The organism is Ruegeria sp. CDSB013 (assembly GCF_059611165.1).
Map to the genome: position 1 here is coordinate 14,165 of NZ_JBXWPA010000001.1, position 17,055 is coordinate 31,219.

16 protein-coding genes are annotated in these 17,055 nt (G+C 58.4%); 8 read left to right on the plus strand and 8 right to left on the minus strand.

The features are described from left to right. Positions 1-5: 5 nt before the first annotated feature. Entirely contained in the window at positions 6-1,034 is a 1,029-nt protein-coding gene (locus AC2FJF_RS00075; RefSeq protein WP_496721859.1) for a LacI family DNA-binding transcriptional regulator, read from the minus strand. A gap of 238 nt (positions 1,035-1,272) precedes the next feature. Between AC2FJF_RS00075 and AC2FJF_RS00080 the strand changes: the two genes are divergently transcribed. The 8 genes from AC2FJF_RS00080 (at position 1,273) to AC2FJF_RS00115 (ending at position 10,236) form a co-directional block, all read left to right on the plus strand. Beyond that, entirely contained in the window at positions 1,273-2,739 is a 1,467-nt protein-coding gene (locus tag AC2FJF_RS00080) for an aldehyde dehydrogenase family protein (RefSeq protein WP_496721861.1), read from the plus strand. Between the two features lie 54 nt (positions 2,740-2,793). Continuing rightward, the gene (locus AC2FJF_RS00085) at positions 2,794-3,768 is read left to right on the plus strand and encodes an ABC transporter substrate-binding protein (RefSeq protein WP_496721863.1); all 975 of its coding nucleotides are present in this window, start codon (positions 2,794-2,796) and stop codon (positions 3,766-3,768) included. 67 nt (positions 3,769-3,835) lie between these two features. Then, complete coding sequence (locus AC2FJF_RS00090) at positions 3,836-5,371, plus strand: sugar ABC transporter ATP-binding protein (protein WP_496721865.1); 1,536 nt, start codon at positions 3,836-3,838, stop codon at positions 5,369-5,371. Then, complete coding sequence (locus AC2FJF_RS00095) at positions 5,356-6,333, plus strand: ABC transporter permease (RefSeq protein WP_496721867.1); 978 nt, start codon at positions 5,356-5,358, stop codon at positions 6,331-6,333. The genes AC2FJF_RS00090 and AC2FJF_RS00095 overlap by 16 nt, the downstream gene beginning before the upstream one ends. A gap of 3 nt (positions 6,334-6,336) precedes the next feature. Further along, a complete protein-coding gene (locus tag AC2FJF_RS00100) occupies positions 6,337-7,335 on the plus strand; it encodes an ABC transporter permease (protein WP_200833187.1) in 999 nt (332 codons plus the stop codon). Next, positions 7,332-8,432: a mandelate racemase/muconate lactonizing enzyme family protein gene (locus AC2FJF_RS00105; RefSeq protein ID WP_496721869.1), complete on the plus strand. Its 1,101-nt coding sequence runs from the start codon at positions 7,332-7,334 to the stop codon at positions 8,430-8,432. Before AC2FJF_RS00100 ends, AC2FJF_RS00105 begins: the two co-directional genes overlap by 4 nt. After that, positions 8,429-9,469, plus strand: a complete 1,041-nt coding sequence (locus tag AC2FJF_RS00110) for a zinc-dependent alcohol dehydrogenase (RefSeq protein ID WP_496721871.1) — start codon at positions 8,429-8,431, stop codon at positions 9,467-9,469. The genes AC2FJF_RS00105 and AC2FJF_RS00110 overlap by 4 nt, the downstream gene beginning before the upstream one ends. Continuing rightward, positions 9,466-10,236 carry an SDR family oxidoreductase gene (locus AC2FJF_RS00115; protein WP_496721873.1) on the plus strand — a complete coding sequence of 257 codons (771 nt, stop codon included), beginning with the start codon at positions 9,466-9,468 and terminating at the stop codon, positions 10,234-10,236. The genes AC2FJF_RS00110 and AC2FJF_RS00115 overlap by 4 nt, the downstream gene beginning before the upstream one ends. Positions 10,237-10,266: 30 nt before the next feature. On the opposite strand, the gene AC2FJF_RS00120 is transcribed toward AC2FJF_RS00115, so the two are convergent. The 7 genes from AC2FJF_RS00120 to AC2FJF_RS00150 form a co-directional block, all read right to left on the minus strand. Continuing rightward, positions 10,267-10,686 carry a secondary thiamine-phosphate synthase enzyme YjbQ gene (locus tag AC2FJF_RS00120; protein WP_496721875.1) on the minus strand — a complete coding sequence of 140 codons (420 nt, stop codon included), beginning with the start codon at positions 10,684-10,686 and terminating at the stop codon, positions 10,267-10,269. A 111-nt stretch (positions 10,687-10,797) separates the two neighbouring features. Beyond that, positions 10,798-11,661 carry a sugar phosphate isomerase/epimerase family protein gene (locus tag AC2FJF_RS00125; RefSeq protein ID WP_496721877.1) on the minus strand — a complete coding sequence of 288 codons (864 nt, stop codon included), beginning with the start codon at positions 11,659-11,661 and terminating at the stop codon, positions 10,798-10,800. A gap of 11 nt (positions 11,662-11,672) precedes the next feature. Then, entirely contained in the window at positions 11,673-12,563 is an 891-nt protein-coding gene (locus AC2FJF_RS00130) for an NAD(P)-dependent oxidoreductase (RefSeq protein WP_472723369.1), read from the minus strand. Between the two features lie 224 nt (positions 12,564-12,787). Next, on the minus strand, positions 12,788-13,969 hold the full coding sequence (uxuA, locus tag AC2FJF_RS00135) for a mannonate dehydratase (RefSeq protein WP_496721878.1): 1,182 nt from the start codon (positions 13,967-13,969) through the stop codon (positions 12,788-12,790). After that, positions 13,966-15,018, minus strand: a complete 1,053-nt coding sequence (locus AC2FJF_RS00140) for a Gfo/Idh/MocA family protein (RefSeq protein WP_496721879.1) — start codon at positions 15,016-15,018, stop codon at positions 13,966-13,968. The genes uxuA and AC2FJF_RS00140 overlap by 4 nt, the downstream gene beginning before the upstream one ends. After that, entirely contained in the window at positions 15,015-16,016 is a 1,002-nt protein-coding gene (locus tag AC2FJF_RS00145; RefSeq protein WP_496721880.1) for a Gfo/Idh/MocA family protein, read from the minus strand. Before AC2FJF_RS00145 ends, AC2FJF_RS00140 begins: the two co-directional genes overlap by 4 nt. Next, on the minus strand, positions 16,013-17,029 hold the full coding sequence (locus tag AC2FJF_RS00150; RefSeq protein WP_496721881.1) for a Gfo/Idh/MocA family protein: 1,017 nt from the start codon (positions 17,027-17,029) through the stop codon (positions 16,013-16,015). Before AC2FJF_RS00150 ends, AC2FJF_RS00145 begins: the two co-directional genes overlap by 4 nt. Positions 17,030-17,055: the final 26 nt, after the last annotated feature.

Genomic DNA, 17,055 nt, shown 5'->3' on the forward strand with positions numbered 1-17,055 from the left:
CGCCTTCAGGTCCGGCGTTTGGGTTCGCTGATCGAGTCGCGCTCGACCAGTTCGCATTCAAGCTTCACGAGTGGGTGCCTCTGACCATCCGTCGGCCCGTGGAATAGCTGTTCGACGACCCAGCGTCCCATCGCCCGGGTGGGAAGGATCATCGAGGTCAGAGGCGGCGACAGGTGTCGCGCGGTTTCGTCATCGTCAAATCCGATGACCGAGATGTCCTCGGGGATTGACAGGCCAAGTTCCTTGAGTGCCTCATAGCAACCGATTGCCATGCGGTCATTCTGACAGAAAATGGCGGTTGGCGGAGAGGGCAGGTCCATCAATTCACGCGTGGCGGCATATCCGGCGCTGGGCAACCAATTGCCTTCGACAACCAAGTCCTCGTCGAACGGAATGTCGGCGGAAGCCAAGGCGTTTCTGTACCCGGTCGTTCGTCCAGCGGCGCATTCCATGAACGGCTCGCCGGTGATAGTGGCGATCCGTTTGTGCCCGGCCTTGATCAGAGCGTTGGTCGCCGTATGTCCAGCAGCGACTTCGCCCGGGATCACCGAAGGAAAAGAGAGGTCGTCGCAAAAGCAGTTCAGCAGCAGAACCGGGGTTGCGGTCTGCGTGAGGATTTTCGGAACGACCACCCGCCGGGTGAAAACGGTTGCGTAAATGATGCCCGCAACCTGTTGGTCGAGGAAATACCGGAGCGTATTGGGCTCGACCTCGGGGTCGTTTTGGGTTTCTGCCAGCAATACAAGATTTCCTGTGTCCCGAACGGCCTGTTTCACGCCGTTAAACGCGTTTACCATTTCGGGGCTCGACGCCAGATCGTCCACGACAAAAGCGATGGTGTCGTCTAGTACCGAGGGTCGGCGCGCGCTGTCTTGGGGCTTCCTGAGTTGAGAGGGCATGGCGTATCCAAGCGTGTTGGCGGCATCTAGGACTCGTTGCTTTGTGTCCTCGGAGATTTTGACGGAATCGTTCTTGTTCAGAACCAGCGATACTGTCGTTTGTGAGCATCCGGCGACGCGTGCAATGTCGTGCATCGTTATGCGCTGCCGGCCCGCGACTCGTCCTACTCCCCTGTGTTGCCTGGCCTTGTTCGCTTGATCGTTCATCGTTCAACCTTTTTGTTCGTATCCTTTTTATCGACAATGCGGAGGACGTGCAACTAATATTAGTGGATAGTAATTAATATTAGTGTTGACGAAATAATATTATTAGTGTTTTGATGGGTGATGCGGTCGCCATTGTGGTTTGACCGAGTAAGCGCGGGAGGCGAAATTGCGGTCTGTAGTAGGGGAGCTGGGTCCAGTCGTTCGGCATTCGATGTTCATCGATGGCCGCTTTGTCGACTTTGACGCGGACACGGTTGTTGTCGAAAACCCTGCAAATGAAGAGATCGTTGCGCTGGTTCCAGATGGCGCCGCCGCTCACGCGGATGCGTCGGTCGAGGCGGCACATCGGGCTTTTGGCTCGTGGTCCTCGCGCCCGGCGATCGAGCGGGCTCGGCTGGTCCTGAGGCTCGCTGAGGCCGTCCGGGTCGACGCCGGTCGTTTGGCTGCTCTGATAACCGCCGAGCAGGGCAAGCCGATCTCGCAAGCCCGAGGTGAAGTGGATGCTGCCGTCACCTTTCTTTGCCATGCGGCTGAAGAGGCCCGGAGGATTTCGGGTGACATAGTTGCATCGGACAACGAGTCCGAGGAAATCCAGATCCGGCGTCATCCTTATGGCGTTGTTGTTGCGTTGACGGCCTGGAACTATCCGTTGGCATTGGCCGCCAGGAAGGTCGGACCCGCGCTGGTCGCGGGCAACACCGTTGTTCTGTTGGGGCACGAAATCACGCCGCTGTCCGGTCTTGCGGTCGCCGAGCTTGCCAACAAGGTCGGGTTTCCGCCTGGTGTTCTTAATGTTCTGACAGGCAAGGGGCCGGTGGTAGGGCAGCGGTTGGTCGAACACCCCGATACTTCACTGATTACAATGACCGGCAGCACACGCGCCGGGAAAGAGATTTTTCGCGCTGCGGCCAACCGGATCAAGGTTGTTCGGCTCGAGCTTGGCGGTAAGGCTCCGTTCATCGTGATGGAGGATGCGGATATTGACGCCGCCGTTTCGGCCGCCATTGCCGCCCGGTTTGCCAATTGCGGCCAGATTTGCACCTGCAACGAGCGTATGTATCTGCATCGCGGCATTGCGGATCAGTTCCTGGAAAAATTTGTGTCCGCGGCCCGCGCTTTGTCGATCGGGGATCCGATGGACGACTGCGATTTGGGTCCCAAAGTCAGCAAGGCCGAAGTGACCAAGGTCGCCGAGATCATCCAGCGCAGCATCGCCGAAGGCGCCACGGTTCATCTTGCAGGCGGGCCCCTGACAGACGGGGCGCACCATAAGGGGCACTGGATGTCCCCGACGGTTCTTGAGGTCTCAGACAACGGCAATGCCGCGATGCAAGAGGAGGTCTTTGGCCCCGTGGCGACAGCAATGCGAGTCGATGATTTTGATCAGGCGATAGACGCAGCGAATGACACATCATTCGGGCTGTCTGCCTATCTCTTTACGGCATCGCACCGGCGATTGATGGAGGCCCCGAGCCGCTTGAAGTTCGGCGAATTGTACCTGAACCGCTCCAATGGCGAGGCCGTGCAGGGATTTCATACCGGTTGGGGTATTTCCGGGGTTGGGGGTGAAGACGGCGCTTATGGCTTCGATGGCTATCTGAGGAAACAGACGACTTACATGAATTGGGCATGACCTAAAACTCGCGGTCAAAACGGAGGCGACCGCACCAATGGAGGAGGAATAACCATGAAACGCAGAACTCTTTTGATCTCGACGGTTGTCGCGGGTGCGCTGTTGGGCACGACTGCGATAGCGCAGGATCTGCCACAGCTTGAGCAGAAGGAGCGCTACAAAGTCGGCTTTGCGCAGATGGAGTCGAACAATCCGTGGCGTATTGCCGAGACCAAATCGTTCCATGACACGGCCGAGGCCTGCGGCTGGGACCTTATCGCGACGGATGCAGCTGGATCAGCGGCCAAGCAGGTAGCAGATGTGGACAGCATGATCGCACAAGGCATCGACGTTCTGTTTCTGCCTCCAAGGGAAGAAAAGCCACTGATTCCGGCCGTTATGAAAGCACGCGCTGCCGGCATTCCGACTTTTCTCGTGGACCGCTCGGTTGATCCGGCCGTCGCCAAGCCAGGCGAGCATTTCGTAGCATTCCTAGGATCGGACTTCATTGATCAGGGCAACCGGGCCGCGCAATGGCTGATGGACAATTTTGACGGCGACCAGGGCGTTATCGTCCAGTTGGAGGGCACAACTGGTTCTTCACCTGCAAATGACCGTAAAAAGGGTTTCGACGACGCGATCGCAGCGGACGACCGCTTTGAGATCGTGGCTTCTCAGACCGGTGACTTTGCGCGCGATCTGGGTCGTCAGGTGATGGAAACCCTGCTGCAGGCGCACCCCGACGTGAACGTGGTCTACGCCCACAATGACGAGATGGCGATCGGCGCGATCCAGGCTCTGGAACTGGCCGGCCGCAAGCCAGGCGAGGACGTGACCATCGTTTCGATTGATGGAACGCGTGATGCGCTTCAGGCAATTATCGATGGCAAGATGGGTGTGACCGTAGAAAGCTCACCCTTCTTTGGCCCATTGGCTTGTGATGTCATGAAGAAGTATGCGGCGGGCGAGCAGATCCCTGAGTGGGTAAAGGTCGAAGACCGGATCTTTACGCAAGACAACGCCGCTGATCACATCGACGAAGCCTATTGATTCTCCCTGGTGGGTGGTGCTGGCTGAGTGTCAGCGCTGCCCGCAAGCAATTGGAGTACGAGATATCATGAACGCGCTCGTTTCGATGTCGGGGATCGACAAGTCTTTTGCTGAGGTTCCAGCACTCAGCCAGGCCAGTCTGGAAATAGCACCCGGCGAAGTTCACGCACTCATCGGGCAGAACGGTGCCGGCAAATCGACGATGATCAAGGTCCTGACCGGAGTTTACGGCCGGGATGCCGGTGACGTCTATCTGACGGGCGCGCCAAGCCGCATTTCTACCCCGCGCGAAGCGCAGAAATACGGAATTGCCACAATCTATCAAGAGCTCAACCTGGTGCCGCTGCGGTCAGTGACCGAGAACATCATCATGGGGTACGAGCCCAAACGCCTGGGCTTTCTGGTCGACTGGCGCGAGGGTAACAGGCGCGCACGCGAGGTTCTTGCGCGCTTTGGCATAGATATCGACGTAACCGAGCCTCTGGGGAATTTCTCGACTGCGATCCAGCAGTTGGTCGCGATAGCGCGAGCGGTGTCGCTGGACGCGAAGCTGGTCATTATGGACGAGCCGACGTCGTCGCTTGATGCCAGCGAGGTCGAGGTTTTGTTCGGTGTGGTGCGCGAGTTGAAGAAACAGGGCGTGTCCGTTCTGTATGTCTCGCATTTCCTTGATGAGCTGTTCCAGATCTGCGATCGGGTCACAACGATGCGAGACGGGCGCACTGTCAGCACTCGCAATGTCCAGGACACGACCAAGCTGGAAATGATCGCGGACATGCTGGGCCGCAACAAGGACGAGATTGCGGCAGACGGTTTGACGGACTTCGCCGGCGCCAAAGCTAAGAAAGGCGATATCGTTCTGCGGGCCGACTCTGTTTCGACTGGCCCACGACTGACGCATTTTGACCTCACACTCCACCGCGGGGAAATTGTTGGGCTGGGCGGGCTGCTGGGCTCTGGCCGGACCGAGGCGGCGCGGGCCTTGTTCGGAGTGGACGGAGCACGCAGCGGCGCAATCGAGATACACGGTGCGGTCGGGCAACCGTCCGGACCGGGTGAAGCGATAGCAAACGGGGTCGGCTTTCTGACCGAAGATCGCAAGGCCGAAGGGATTATTCCCGACATGTCCGTGCGTGAGAACATAACGTTGGCCCTGTTGCCGAAACTAGCCAGCCGTGGTCAGATCGATTTTGCCCGCGAGCGCGAGATCGTTCAGGCCTTCATCGACGATCTGGGCATCAAGGCGGCGCATATGGACCAACCCATTCGCGAGTTGTCCGGCGGCAACCAGCAGAAGGTGCTGCTTGCCCGTTGGCTGGCGACGCAGCCCGACATCCTGATACTCGATGAGCCGACCCGAGGCGTGGATGTCGGCGCCAAGCGAGAGATCCAATCGTTCATTCGGTCTTACGTTGAGAAGGGGTTTGGCGTGGTCCTCATCAGTTCAGAATTCGAAGAACTGGTAGAAGGCGCCGACCGCATCGTGGTCATGCACGAGGGGCGCTCGGTCAAGGAACTGACCAACCCCGGGATTACCGAGAACATACTGGTGCGCGCGCTTGCGCATCATGAAGGAGGATCTAGTTCATGGACCGAGCAATGAAGTTGCCGCAACGGGTCGCCTCAATGCCCTTCCGCTTTCACGGCGGCATCGCCGCGTTGGTCGCCTTATTGGTGTTCAACGCGTTTTTCACCCCCAATTTCCTGCAACTGCAAACATTGTTCGTGAATATCAGCCAGGTTGCCACGATCGCCATCGTGGCCATGGGCATGACGCTGGTGATCGCCACGGGTGGTATCGATCTTTCGGTCGGTGCGGTCATGGCACTGGCGGGGGCAGTTGCTCCGCTGATTTTCCTGTCGGATCTGGGCGCTGCCTATCCGATGCTGGGCGTCACTTTGGCCATTGTCCTACCGCTGTTTATCGCCGGGCTATGCGGGGTGTTCAACGGTGTGATGGTTGCCGTGTTGAATGTGCAACCCATTATTGCGACGCTCATTCTCTTTATCTCGGGTCGCGGTATTGCCCAAGTCTTGACGAGCGGGAACCTGCAGACGTTTTCCAACCCTTCATTCAGTTATCTTGGAACCGGCAAAGTGCTTGGCTTGCCGTTCCAAGGGTGGCTGGCGCTGGTCATTGCCTGTGTTCTGTTTTGGGTTATCACCAGAACCACTTGGGGTCGTTACCTGCTGGCTATCGGCGGCAATGAACGCGCGGCCTATCTGTCGGGCGGTCCCGTCCGGCGGGTCAAGATTGGGGCCTATGTCATCTGCGCCGTGCTTGCGGGTCTGGCGGGGCTGATCGTCGTTGCTATCAACTCGGCTTCGGACGCGGCGCGCAACGGTAATCTTATGGAGCTTGATGCCATCGCGGCCGCGGTTGTTGGCGGGGCTCTTTTGCAAGGCGGGCGGGCGCCGATCTTTGGTGCCATACTGGGAGCCGTCATCATCCAATTGGTCAAATATACGTTGTTGGCCAACGGGGTAGAGGACGAAGTTGCACTAATCGCCAAAGCCGTCATCATTATCCTGGCCGTTTGGGTCCAGCAATTCCGGAGGGCATGATTGGTGTTGGATGAAACGGCTTTTGACCTGCGAAAATACCTTCGGCGCAATTCGGCTTCGGTGACGGTGTGGATCGCACTGCTGACTTTGATCCTGTTTGGGCTGATGCGCTATGACAACTTTGGAAGCGCCTACAATTTCTCGTCTTTCCTGAATTACAACGCGATGTTCATTGCGATCGCGCTGGGCATGTGCTTCGTGATCATGACCGGCGGGATTGATTTGTCGGTCGGATCCGTGGCGGCCTTTACTTCGGTTGTTGCGGCCTATCTCAGCCCCTACGGGATTCAGGTTGCGCTGCCGGGGGCCGTTCTTGCCGGCGTTGGCTTCGGAGCGATCAACGCCTTTTGCATAATCATCCTTCGGATCCCGCCCTTCATCGCCACACTGGCAACCATGCTAGCCGCCAAAGGCGGCGCATTGGTAATTTCAGGCGCCCAGACAATTTCGGTCGATTGGGGGTCGAACTTCACCAAGCTTGGCATGGGGCAGGCGTTTGGCCTGTTTCCTTGGGCAATCGTCATCGTAGCCGGATTGACGCTGGTACTTTGGCTGGTGCTGGAAAGGACAACCATCGGGCGGACCGTCTTGGCGATCGGTGGCAGCGAGGATGCCTCGAACCTAATGGGCCTGAAAGTCAATCGCGCCAAGGCTTTCGTCTACCTGCTGTCAGGGGGCTGCGCGGGGGTGGCTGGCGTCTTTCTGGCCTCGGGTTTTGGAGCCGGACAACCCCTTGAGGGCATTGGTTGGGAATTGTCGGCCATCGCGTCCGTCGTTGTGGGCGGTACCTTGTTGACGGGTGGGATGGGTTCGATCCCTGCGACGGTTGCCGGAGCGCTTTTGCTGGGTTTGGTTTTCAACGTTCTGAACTTTGAAAACGGTCAGGGCACCATCAGTTTCAGTGCCTATTGGCAGATGGTCATACGTGGAGGCTTTCTTTTTGCGGTCATCCTTTTACAGTCTCGAGTTATTGCCAGGCAGCAGAAGGTTTTGGGTTCGTGAATCGCATAAAAAGTGTTTCAGCGCGGCTGTTCAACGTCCCGCTAGCAGAGGTCCTGGTCGATGCCAAACATGGGGATCACACGTTCTTTCAATTGATCACCGTCACCATTCAAACGACCGATGGGGTCGAGGGGGTTGGGTATACCTATACGGGCGGCAAGGGCGGTCATGCCATTCTGGCGATGATCCAGCATGACCTAGCGCCGTTCCTGGTTGAGCAAGACGCCGAACAGATCGAAAGCCTGTACGATGCCATGCAGTGGCATGTGCACTACGTTGCACGGGGCGGGATCGCCTCGTTCGCTATCTCGGCCGTGGATATTGCCCTTTGGGACATTCGTGGCAGAACGCAGAATGCACCACTGTGGCAAATGGCTGGTGGAGCGTCCAAACGGTGCAAGGCCTATGCCGGCGGGATCGACCTGAATTTCTCGTTGGAGAAACTGCTGCGGCAGACCGAAGGCTACCTTGCGCGTGGGTTCAACGCGGTCAAGATCAAGGTTGGGCAACCGGATCTGGCCGACGATCTTGCACGTGCCCGGGCAGTGCGCGAGATGCTGGGGCCGGACCGGTTCTTCATGGTCGATGCGAATTACTCCATGAGCGTCGAGCAGGCCATCGAGGCCGCCCAAGGGTTCGCCGACTGCGATATCCTGTGGTTCGAGGAGCCGACAATTCCAGACGATTACAAAGGCTATGGCCGAATTGCCGAAGCCACGGGCGTTCCCCTTGCCATGGGTGAAAACCTGCACACGATTCACGAATTCGAGTACGCCTTCGAAGACGCAAAGCTGAGTTTCATTCAGCCCGATGCCTCAAACTGTGGCGGGATTACCGGCTGGTTGCGCGTGGCCGCGCTAAGCGCCCAGCACGGCATTCCGGTTTGTAGCCATGGTATGCAGGAGCTGCACGTCAGCCTTGTTTCTGCGCAACCCAATGCGGGTTGGCTGGAAGTACACTCATTCCCGATAGACCAGTACACGACCCGTCCGCTTGTCGTGGAAGACTGCCTGGCCGTGGCCCCGGATACGCCGGGGACCGGAGTGGAATTCGACTGGGACAAACTGAATGCGGAACACAGGGAGATGCATACATGACGACCCAGACGATCTCTGCGGCGTACTACAGGGGCAACAAGAGCTTTGCCGTGGAACAGGCCAAGGCGACGGCTCCGGGCTCCGGCGAGGCCGCCATTCGCGTTGCGTATTGCGGGATTTGCGGGACGGATATCCACGTCTACCACGGCAACATGGATGCCCGTGTCGGTCTGAACCGGGTAATCGGGCACGAGATGTCCGGTGTCGTCGAAGCGGTGGGCGAGGGCGTCGATACGGTAAAACCCGGCCAGAAGGTCGTGGTCCGACCGCTGGATCACTGCGGAGAATGCCCGGCCTGCAAACGGGGGCATCAGCATATCTGTCAGAACCTCAAGTTTCTCGGCCTCGATACCGATGGTGCCATGCAAGAGATCTGGACCGTTCCGGCCCACACCTTGCACGTTCTACCGGATGACTTGCGCATGGATCACGCGGCGCTGATCGAGCCGGTCGCCGTTGCCTGCCACGATGTGCGCTTGTCTGGCCTGCAACCTGGCGAGGACGTCGTCGTCATCGGCGGCGGCCCGATCGGCATCCTGGTTGCCATGGTTGCGCGGGACGCGGGCGGAAACGTCGTGATTTCCGAAGTGAACCCAAACCGCTTGGCCATTGCCGAAAAGCTTGGTTTTGACACGATCAACCCAATCGAAACCGATCTGGTGGCCACGATCAACGGGCGCACGGGCGACAAAGGGGCGGATGTAGTTTTCGAGGTATCAGGAACGCAGCCCGGTGTTGATGCGATGACCGCCGTTGCCGCGACGCGGGCTCGGATCGTGATGGTCGCGATCCATGCCCAAAAGCCTCATATCGACCTTTTCCAATTCTTCTGGCGAGAGCTGCAACTGATCGGTGCTCGGGTCTATGAGCCGGAGGATTACGAGAAGGCGATCGCAGTTGTCGCCTCGGGCGGAGTGGACGCGGATGTTGTGATTACCGACGTCAGCCCTCTGTCAGACATTCAGGCTGCGTTCGAAGCACTGGATCGCAGCCCAACCGCAATGAAAAGCCTGATCGAAGTAGGACCGCGTTCATGAGTGTTTTGCAAAGTTTCGACCTGACGGGAAAGACAGCGCTTGTGACCGGGTGCAAACGCGGCATCGGGCGCGGCATGGCCGAGGCATTGGCATCGGCCGGAGCTGATATCATCGGAGTGTCGGCCTCGCTCGAGCTGTCCGGGTCGGATGTCGAAAAAGCCGTTACGGCGATGGGACGCAGTTTCCGGGCTTACCAATGCGACTTCTCGGATCGCGCTGCGCTGCATGCGTTCAATGATCAGTTGAGGGCCGACGGACAAACTCCTGATATCCTTGTCAACAATGCCGGCACGATCAAGCGAAAACCCGCCGCTGAACACCCGGACGACTGGTGGGACGAAGTGATCGAGGTAAACCTGTCCTCGCAGTTCGTTCTGACTCGCGAGATCGGTAAGGACATGCTGGCGCGCGGCTCGGGCAAGATCATCTTCACCGCGTCGCTGCTGACGTTTCAGGGCGGCATCACCGTTCCCGGATATGCGGCCTCGAAAGGTGGGATTGGACAGCTGACCAAGGCCTTGGCCAATGAATGGGCCGGGCAGGGTGTGAACGTGAATGCAATCGCCCCCGGCTACATCGCGACCGACAATACCCAAGCTTTGCAGGACGATCCGGTTCGGTCGAAGTCGATTCTGGAACGAACACCCCAGGGCCGTTGGGGTACGCCTGGTGATTTTGCCGGACCCGTGGTTTTTCTGGCTTCTGCAGCGTCGGACTACGTCAACGGTGAAATCCTTGTTGTCGACGGGGGCTGGATGGGGCGGTAACACCGTCAACGCGCCACGAGACCCAAGGCATCACGTCCCGATGTAGTGCACCTTCAATCGCCGCGTCTTGGGTGCCTCGCGGTGTTCGAACAGGTACAGGCTTTGTACGCGGCCCAGCGGAAGTTGCCCCTGTTCGACCGGGATGGACACCTGCGTTTGCGTCACCAGCGCGCGCAGATGCGATGGCGCGTTGTCGTCTTCGGTCGGGCGGTGGTGATATTTGCCTGGTGACTTGGGGACCAGTTCTTCGAAGAACGTCTCGATATCCTTGACCACCTCGGGATCGGCATTGGCCTGTACCAACAGCGCGGCACCTGTATGGACACACCAGAGGGTCAGTAGGCCCGAGCCAAATCCATGTTCAGACACCGTACGCTGAACCACCCCGCTGATGTCGGTGAGGGATTTGCCGGGCGTTTCAATGGACAACTCAAAAAACTCTTGCTTCATCCATCAGATCCTTTCCTTGATCTTGCGCGAATCCGCCCAGCTTTCCGCACCCCATTCGGCATTCAACTTTGAGGCTTAAGTATTTAATTTGTAACACGCTAGAGCTTTCATTCATGCAAACAGGCCTTTGAACCTGTCTATGCACAGACGAAACCCATCTTCGAAATTTCCGTTGCCGGGATGATAAACGCTTTCGAAGGAAATCACGCCATCATAGCCGTCGGATCTGAGCGCGTCCGCGATGGGATGGAACAGAGGCGCAAGCTGACCTTCCCCCATGCGGCGCACTTCCAGCGTTGCCCGTGGCGTGTCGACCTTTACGTCCTTGATGTGAATGTGCCCCAGATAGCCGCCGCGCAGTTCTTCGTAACCGTCCGGGTATGCCAGTTCATGGCACCAGCAATTGTTTCCGGGGTCCCAAAGAATTTTCAACGCATCCTTTGCATCCAACTCGTCGATCAGTCTGCGGGCTGTATAGTTGGAATTGACCAGCGTGCCGTTTCCGGTTTCTACGACAAGCGTCACGCCCTCAGCCCTGGCAAGTTCAACCGCCGGCGCGATCAGCGGCGGCATCGAGTCCCATACCCCATGCGCCACGTTCCACTTCTCGGCGCCGTTTTTTCCCCAGAGTATCTGCTCTTTTCGTTGGGTCATGATCCGAACCAGCGGAGACCCCACGATATGCGCCATGTCGATCACGCGTTTCAAGGCGTCCATGTGTCGGGTGTGCAGGTTGTCGCCGGGCCTGTTGGCAGCTGTCATCCCCGCAAAGATATGGCGCGACAGACACGACACAAGCTTGCCCCGGTCGCGCAAGAGCGCGTCGATCTCGGCAATTTCCTGCGGGGAATGGTCCCCGACCTCGGTGTCGCCCACGAACTGTAGCTCTGCATAGTCCAGGCCGAATTCGTCCATTACATCCACGGCCTGCCGCAGATCGCGGGAAATGCCGTCGCAAATCACACCTAGTTTCATGTCCGGTCCTCTCAGCGATGCAATTCTGCGCCAACGATCTCTTCGATGACGCGGGTACACACCCAGTTGTCGCCGTTCGGGTATTTGGTTTTTCCGGCGTGAAAGATCTGCATTGCGGACGAGGCAGTGTGCATAGGAACGCCCAACGCACCGGCCAGTGCCAGAGAGATCGTCAGGTCCTTGTGCATAGTTGCGATATGACTACCGGTAGCCTCGAACTTGCGATCAATGATGTTTTCAAGGGCGGTATTCACGACGCCGCACCCCGCGCTGGAGGATGAGAACACGTCAAGCAATGCCTGACCGGTGACACCGGCTTTGGCCGCCAGGGCCGCAGCCTCGAATGTGGCGGAAAAGATCGACCCGATAAGGGATTGCAGGCAGGCTTTCACGGTTTGCCCGTCACCGGCGTTTTCTCCGACCCGGTGAATGGTTGCCGACACTGCCTGCATGACTTCGGCGTTTTGGTCCAGCACATCAGCGGCACCGGCAGCCATCATCGTCAATGTGCCGTTCTGCGCGCCGGGAAACCCACCCGAGACCGGAGTGTCGATCAGGTGGATGCCGGAGCCCTCCATGTCATGCCCGATGGCGCTTGCTTCGGCCGGTGTAATGGTCGCCGACAGGATGACAGTTCCGCCTTCGGCCATGTTCGCAACCAGTCCGTTTTCACCCAGAATGACATCGCGGGCCTGATCTCCGTGCATCACCATGACAAACACGCTGGCGGCGTGACGACCGACCTGTCCCACGCTGTCCTTGGGCAGGCCGCCCATGTCGGTAAATGCCGCCATGCGTGTCTCGCTCAGGTCGAAACCGGATGTTTCAAAGCCATTCTTGATCAGGTTCTTGGCAAGGCCGCTGCCCATGTCGCCAAGACCTATTACGCCTGTGGTTTTCATTTGGACTCCTCCCGTTCTTCCGTCTTTGCCGTCTGGCAGACGTTTCGAAAATTGATGCCTCAAGGCATCGGTTTTCGCGGGAGTTTCACGCGTCTTGAACAGACGTCGGGCGAGTCCGGAAGACACCCCGCTGCCCGTTTACGTGCCGTAAGTAAACGAAGAATACCGCGCACAGGCAAGCAAAGAAGTGTTACGGACGGAAAGAAACAGCCTGATCCGACGTGTCAGGAAAACGCCGCCATGATGCCGCGCAGTTCCGCCAGCCCGCGCATTCGTCCGATCAGCGGATAGCCAGGAGTGCTGTGTCCGCCCAGATCGCTCAGCAGCTCTTGTCCGTGGTCGGGTCGCATCGGAATTTGCCAGTCGTCCCGCCCTTGAGATTTGCGGCGGCGTTGTTCGTTCATCAGCTCGCGAATGGTGCCGACCATGTCGGTGTCGCCCTCCAGATGCGGAGCCTCATAGAAATCCGGCTTCTGTCTGTCCGACCCCGCGATGCGTCGGGTATTTCGCAAGTGAACAAAGTGAATCCGGCCGCCATGCCTGCGTACGAAGTCCGGCCCATCGAATTCGGAGGAAACACCCAGCGATCCGGTACAAAAGGTTGCGCCGTTCGCGGGCATATCAACCGCATCCAGCACGGCGCCGTAGTTCTCAGTACTGGACATGATCCGCGGCAGACCGAGCAACGAGAAGGGTGGATCATCCGGGTGACAGCACAAGCGCAACCCCAATTCTTGAGCTACCGGGGCGACCTCAGACAGGAAGTCGATGAGATTTGTGCGCAGCCGGTCACGGTCTATCTCGGCATATGTCCGCAACAAAGAGCGCACGTCCTGCACGCTCCACTGATCGTTGGCGCCGGGCAGCCCCGCAGTGACATTGTGCTGCAACTGGGCTTTGGATTCATCCGACAGGCGCAAGAAGCGATCCTCGGCCGTTTGCTGGACGTCGTTGGAATAGTCTTCCGACGCGCCCGGACGTTCGAGAATATATATGTCGAAAACTGCAAAATCAGTCAGGTCGAACAGCATGGCCGTTCCGCCATGCGGCTGCGGGGAGCGAAGGGCGGTGCGTGTCCAATCCAGAATCGGCATAAAGTTGTAGCACACGACTTTGACGCCACGGGCGGACAGGGCCCTGAGGCTGGACTTATACGCCTGCAGATGTTCGGCTATGTCTGCGGACTGCGTCTTGATCGCCTCGGAGACGGGCAGGCTTTCGACAACCTCCCAACTGTACCCGGCCGCGGCCAGAACTGCCTGCCGATCGGCGATGCTCGGTTCGTCCCAGGGCAGTCCAGGCGGGATGTGATGCAACGCAGTAACGATGCCCTGAACCCCGACTTGATGTAGATCGGCCAGAGCGATCGGATCATCGGGTCCGAACCAACGCCAGCATTGTTTCATGGCAGCCATCCTTCATACAGCGGGTGATCGGGCCTGATGGGAAGGGCAACACGCTGCCCGGTGCGCGCCGCGTAATAAATCGCAGTCACAAGGCCGATGGATGCGGCGCCGTCCTGCAGCGTAACGGCCGAATTTGCCTCGGACCGCAGCGCCTTGCCGATTTCGGTAAAGAACCCTTCGAAACCTGTTGGTTCGGCAGCGGCGGCTGCAAGGGCCTCGTCGATAGCGGCTTGATCCACCGGGTCCCGCGCAACGAATGTCCAAGGCGTTTGACCCGGCGCATAGGGTTCCGTGCCAGAGGTGGCGGTCACCTTTTCAAAGACGAACCGCAAGCGGGTTTCGTCCGTGGCGGCGCCTAGTGTGATATTGCTTGTGCACAAAGCTCCGGTAGCCATGCCAAAGCAGATCGCAGCGCAGTCTTCGGTCTCGATCGGGTTGACCCGCGTTGTGGTCATTGCTGACACCCAGGCGATATCACCCGCGATATGTGTCAGCAGATCATGGTTGTGGATGGCATGGCCAAGCACTGCGCCGCCGCGTTCACCGGCCCATGTTCCTCGCCACGGCACCGCGTAATAATCTGCCCCTCGGGACCAATGGGTTTCAAGCGCGGCAGTTTGGACCGTTCCGGTCAGGCCGGCGCGTTGCAGGTGGCGCAATTGGGCCAGTGACGGGCCCCACCGGTATTGAAAAACCGGAAACACATGCTTGCCCGTGCTGTGGGCGGCTGCCGCGATCCGATCCACATCCTGCATCGAGGTCGCAAGGGGCTTTTCGCAGACAACGTGTTTTCCTGCGGCCAATGCCGCAAGAGTGGTCGGCACATGTAGATGGGGCGGCAGGCAGATGTCGATGACATCAATCTCCGGATCATCCAGCGCGTCTTGAATGTTGGTCAGAGATCGAAAATCCGAGTTCTGTCGAATCTGTTCGATCCGGTCCGTATTCTGGTCGACCACGGCGGTTACGCGGAATTTGCAGTCAAGCCGTTCCAGTGCGCTTATATGTTGCGCACCGATACCTGCGCCAAGGATCGCAACGTTGATCATTTGCGTTCCGCCATTTCCTGCGCGTGCAATGCCAGTTCCATGACCGTAAAGCAGTGGGTTTGGATCATCGCGGTTTCGGTCCGGTTACGGATGTCATCGGCCAGGCGCGAAAAGTAGGGAAGGCCGGCGTCAGATGCGTCGATCTTTTGGCAGGTTTCACCATTGACGAGGATCAGATGGTCTGTTCCCGAGGCTCCACCCACATCAACGTATTTCCGCAACTCGATATAGCCTTCGGTGCCCAGGATCGTCAGGCGACCATCTCCCCAGTTTGGCAAGGCATCCGGAGTGAACCAGTCAACCCGGATGTACCCGGTGCCATTCTTGCTTCGTAGATTGAGCTCTCCGAAATCCTGCAATCCGGGATCTTTGGGGTTTGCGTAGTTCGCCACACAAGCGTTTGTGATTTCCGCGGTTTCCGAACCTGTGTAGTGCAAGAACTGATCGATCTGATGCGAGGCGATGTCGGTCAGAATACCGCCATAGCGTTCACGCTGAAAAAACCATTCCGGACGAGTTGCCCGGTTCAATCGGTGCGGGCCAAGTCCGACCGTCTGGATCACGCGCCCGATGGCACCGGCCTCGACCAACTCGGTCGCCCGGGTGCTGACGGGCGTTTCAAACCTTTCGGAAAAATTCACCGACCAGATGCGACCGGTGTCCGCAACCGCCCGTTTGATCTGGTCGAGTTGCTCGAACGTCGTACAGCCCGGCTTGTCGCTCATGACGTCCATGCCGTTTTGCATGGCGCGGATTGTCAAAGCGGCCCTATCTGCCGGTATTGCCGAAATTAGCGCCAGATCCGCCCCGCAAGTTAAGGCGTCTTCCAGTCGGGCCAGCCGTGGAATATCGGGAAACCTTTTGACGTAGCCCGCCAGCGTTTCGGGTTCGCCTTGTGTCCAAAAGCCAACGCAGTCCACGCCGATTTTGCGCATGTTTTCCGTCATGCCATAGATATGGCGGTGGTCCAGGCCTAGGGCGACGCAGGTCAGGCTCATGAGATGACTCGTGTTTTCTGGCCGGTTCGATTGGCGATCTGCATCGTGTCTATGACGGCGTGGGTCAAAAGGGCACTGCGTCCGGTGGCCATGGGTCGCGTTCCACCGGCGAGTGCGTTGGCAAAATCCTCTATGACCGCCTGGTGCCATTCATGGGTGAACGCCATGGGATCGGCCCCGCCGCCTGTGGCGGACGTTTCGCCAAACGTGGATTTCTGACCATCGAAAGTGGTTAAGGTCAGGACACCTGACTCCAGATGCGCTTTGGCGTGCGTGCCCTGGATGGTGATGGACTCTGCGGCCCCGGGATATACGGCGGTGGTTGCCATCAACGTTCCCACCGCGCCGTTATCCATTTCAAAGATTGCACCTGCCCAATCCTCGGCCTCGAGATCGTGCAACGGAGTTTTTCTCATCATGGCTTGAATGTCCGAGATCGGCCCCAGCAGCCACATCGCGAGGTCAAGCGTGTGGATTGCCTGCGAAATCATGACACCGCCTCCGTCGCGTGCATAAGTGCCGCGACCTGGCTCGTCATAGTAGCTCTGATCGCGCCACCAGGGGACACGGATTTCCACCGTGGCGATCGCGCCCAACTCACCCTGTACAATGGCTGATTTCAGCGCCTGCGAGGCGGCGCGAGCGCGGTGCTGAAAAACGATGCCCAGCAGCACGCCAGACACCTCGCACTGCTCGACTATGGCTGCCGCGGCGCCCAGCGTTCTTTCGATAGGCTTTTCCATTAGGATCGGTTTCGAAGCGGTCGAAAGAACCCGCACCAACTCTGTGCGCTGATCAGGCGGGGTTGCGATGATCGCAAAGTCGACGTTTGAGTCGTTTGCGATTTCCTCAACCGAGCTGAACGCGCGGGTGTCGTTTCGCTGCGCGAACTCAGCTGCTTTTTCAGGATTGCGCCCTAAGACGCCAGCAAGATTGAGACCTCGCTCCGATGCCTGAATGGCAGCAACATGCGTTCCCGAAACCATCCCCAAACCAATCAGCGCAATATTCATTCATTCCCCCGGATCACCCGGTCAGT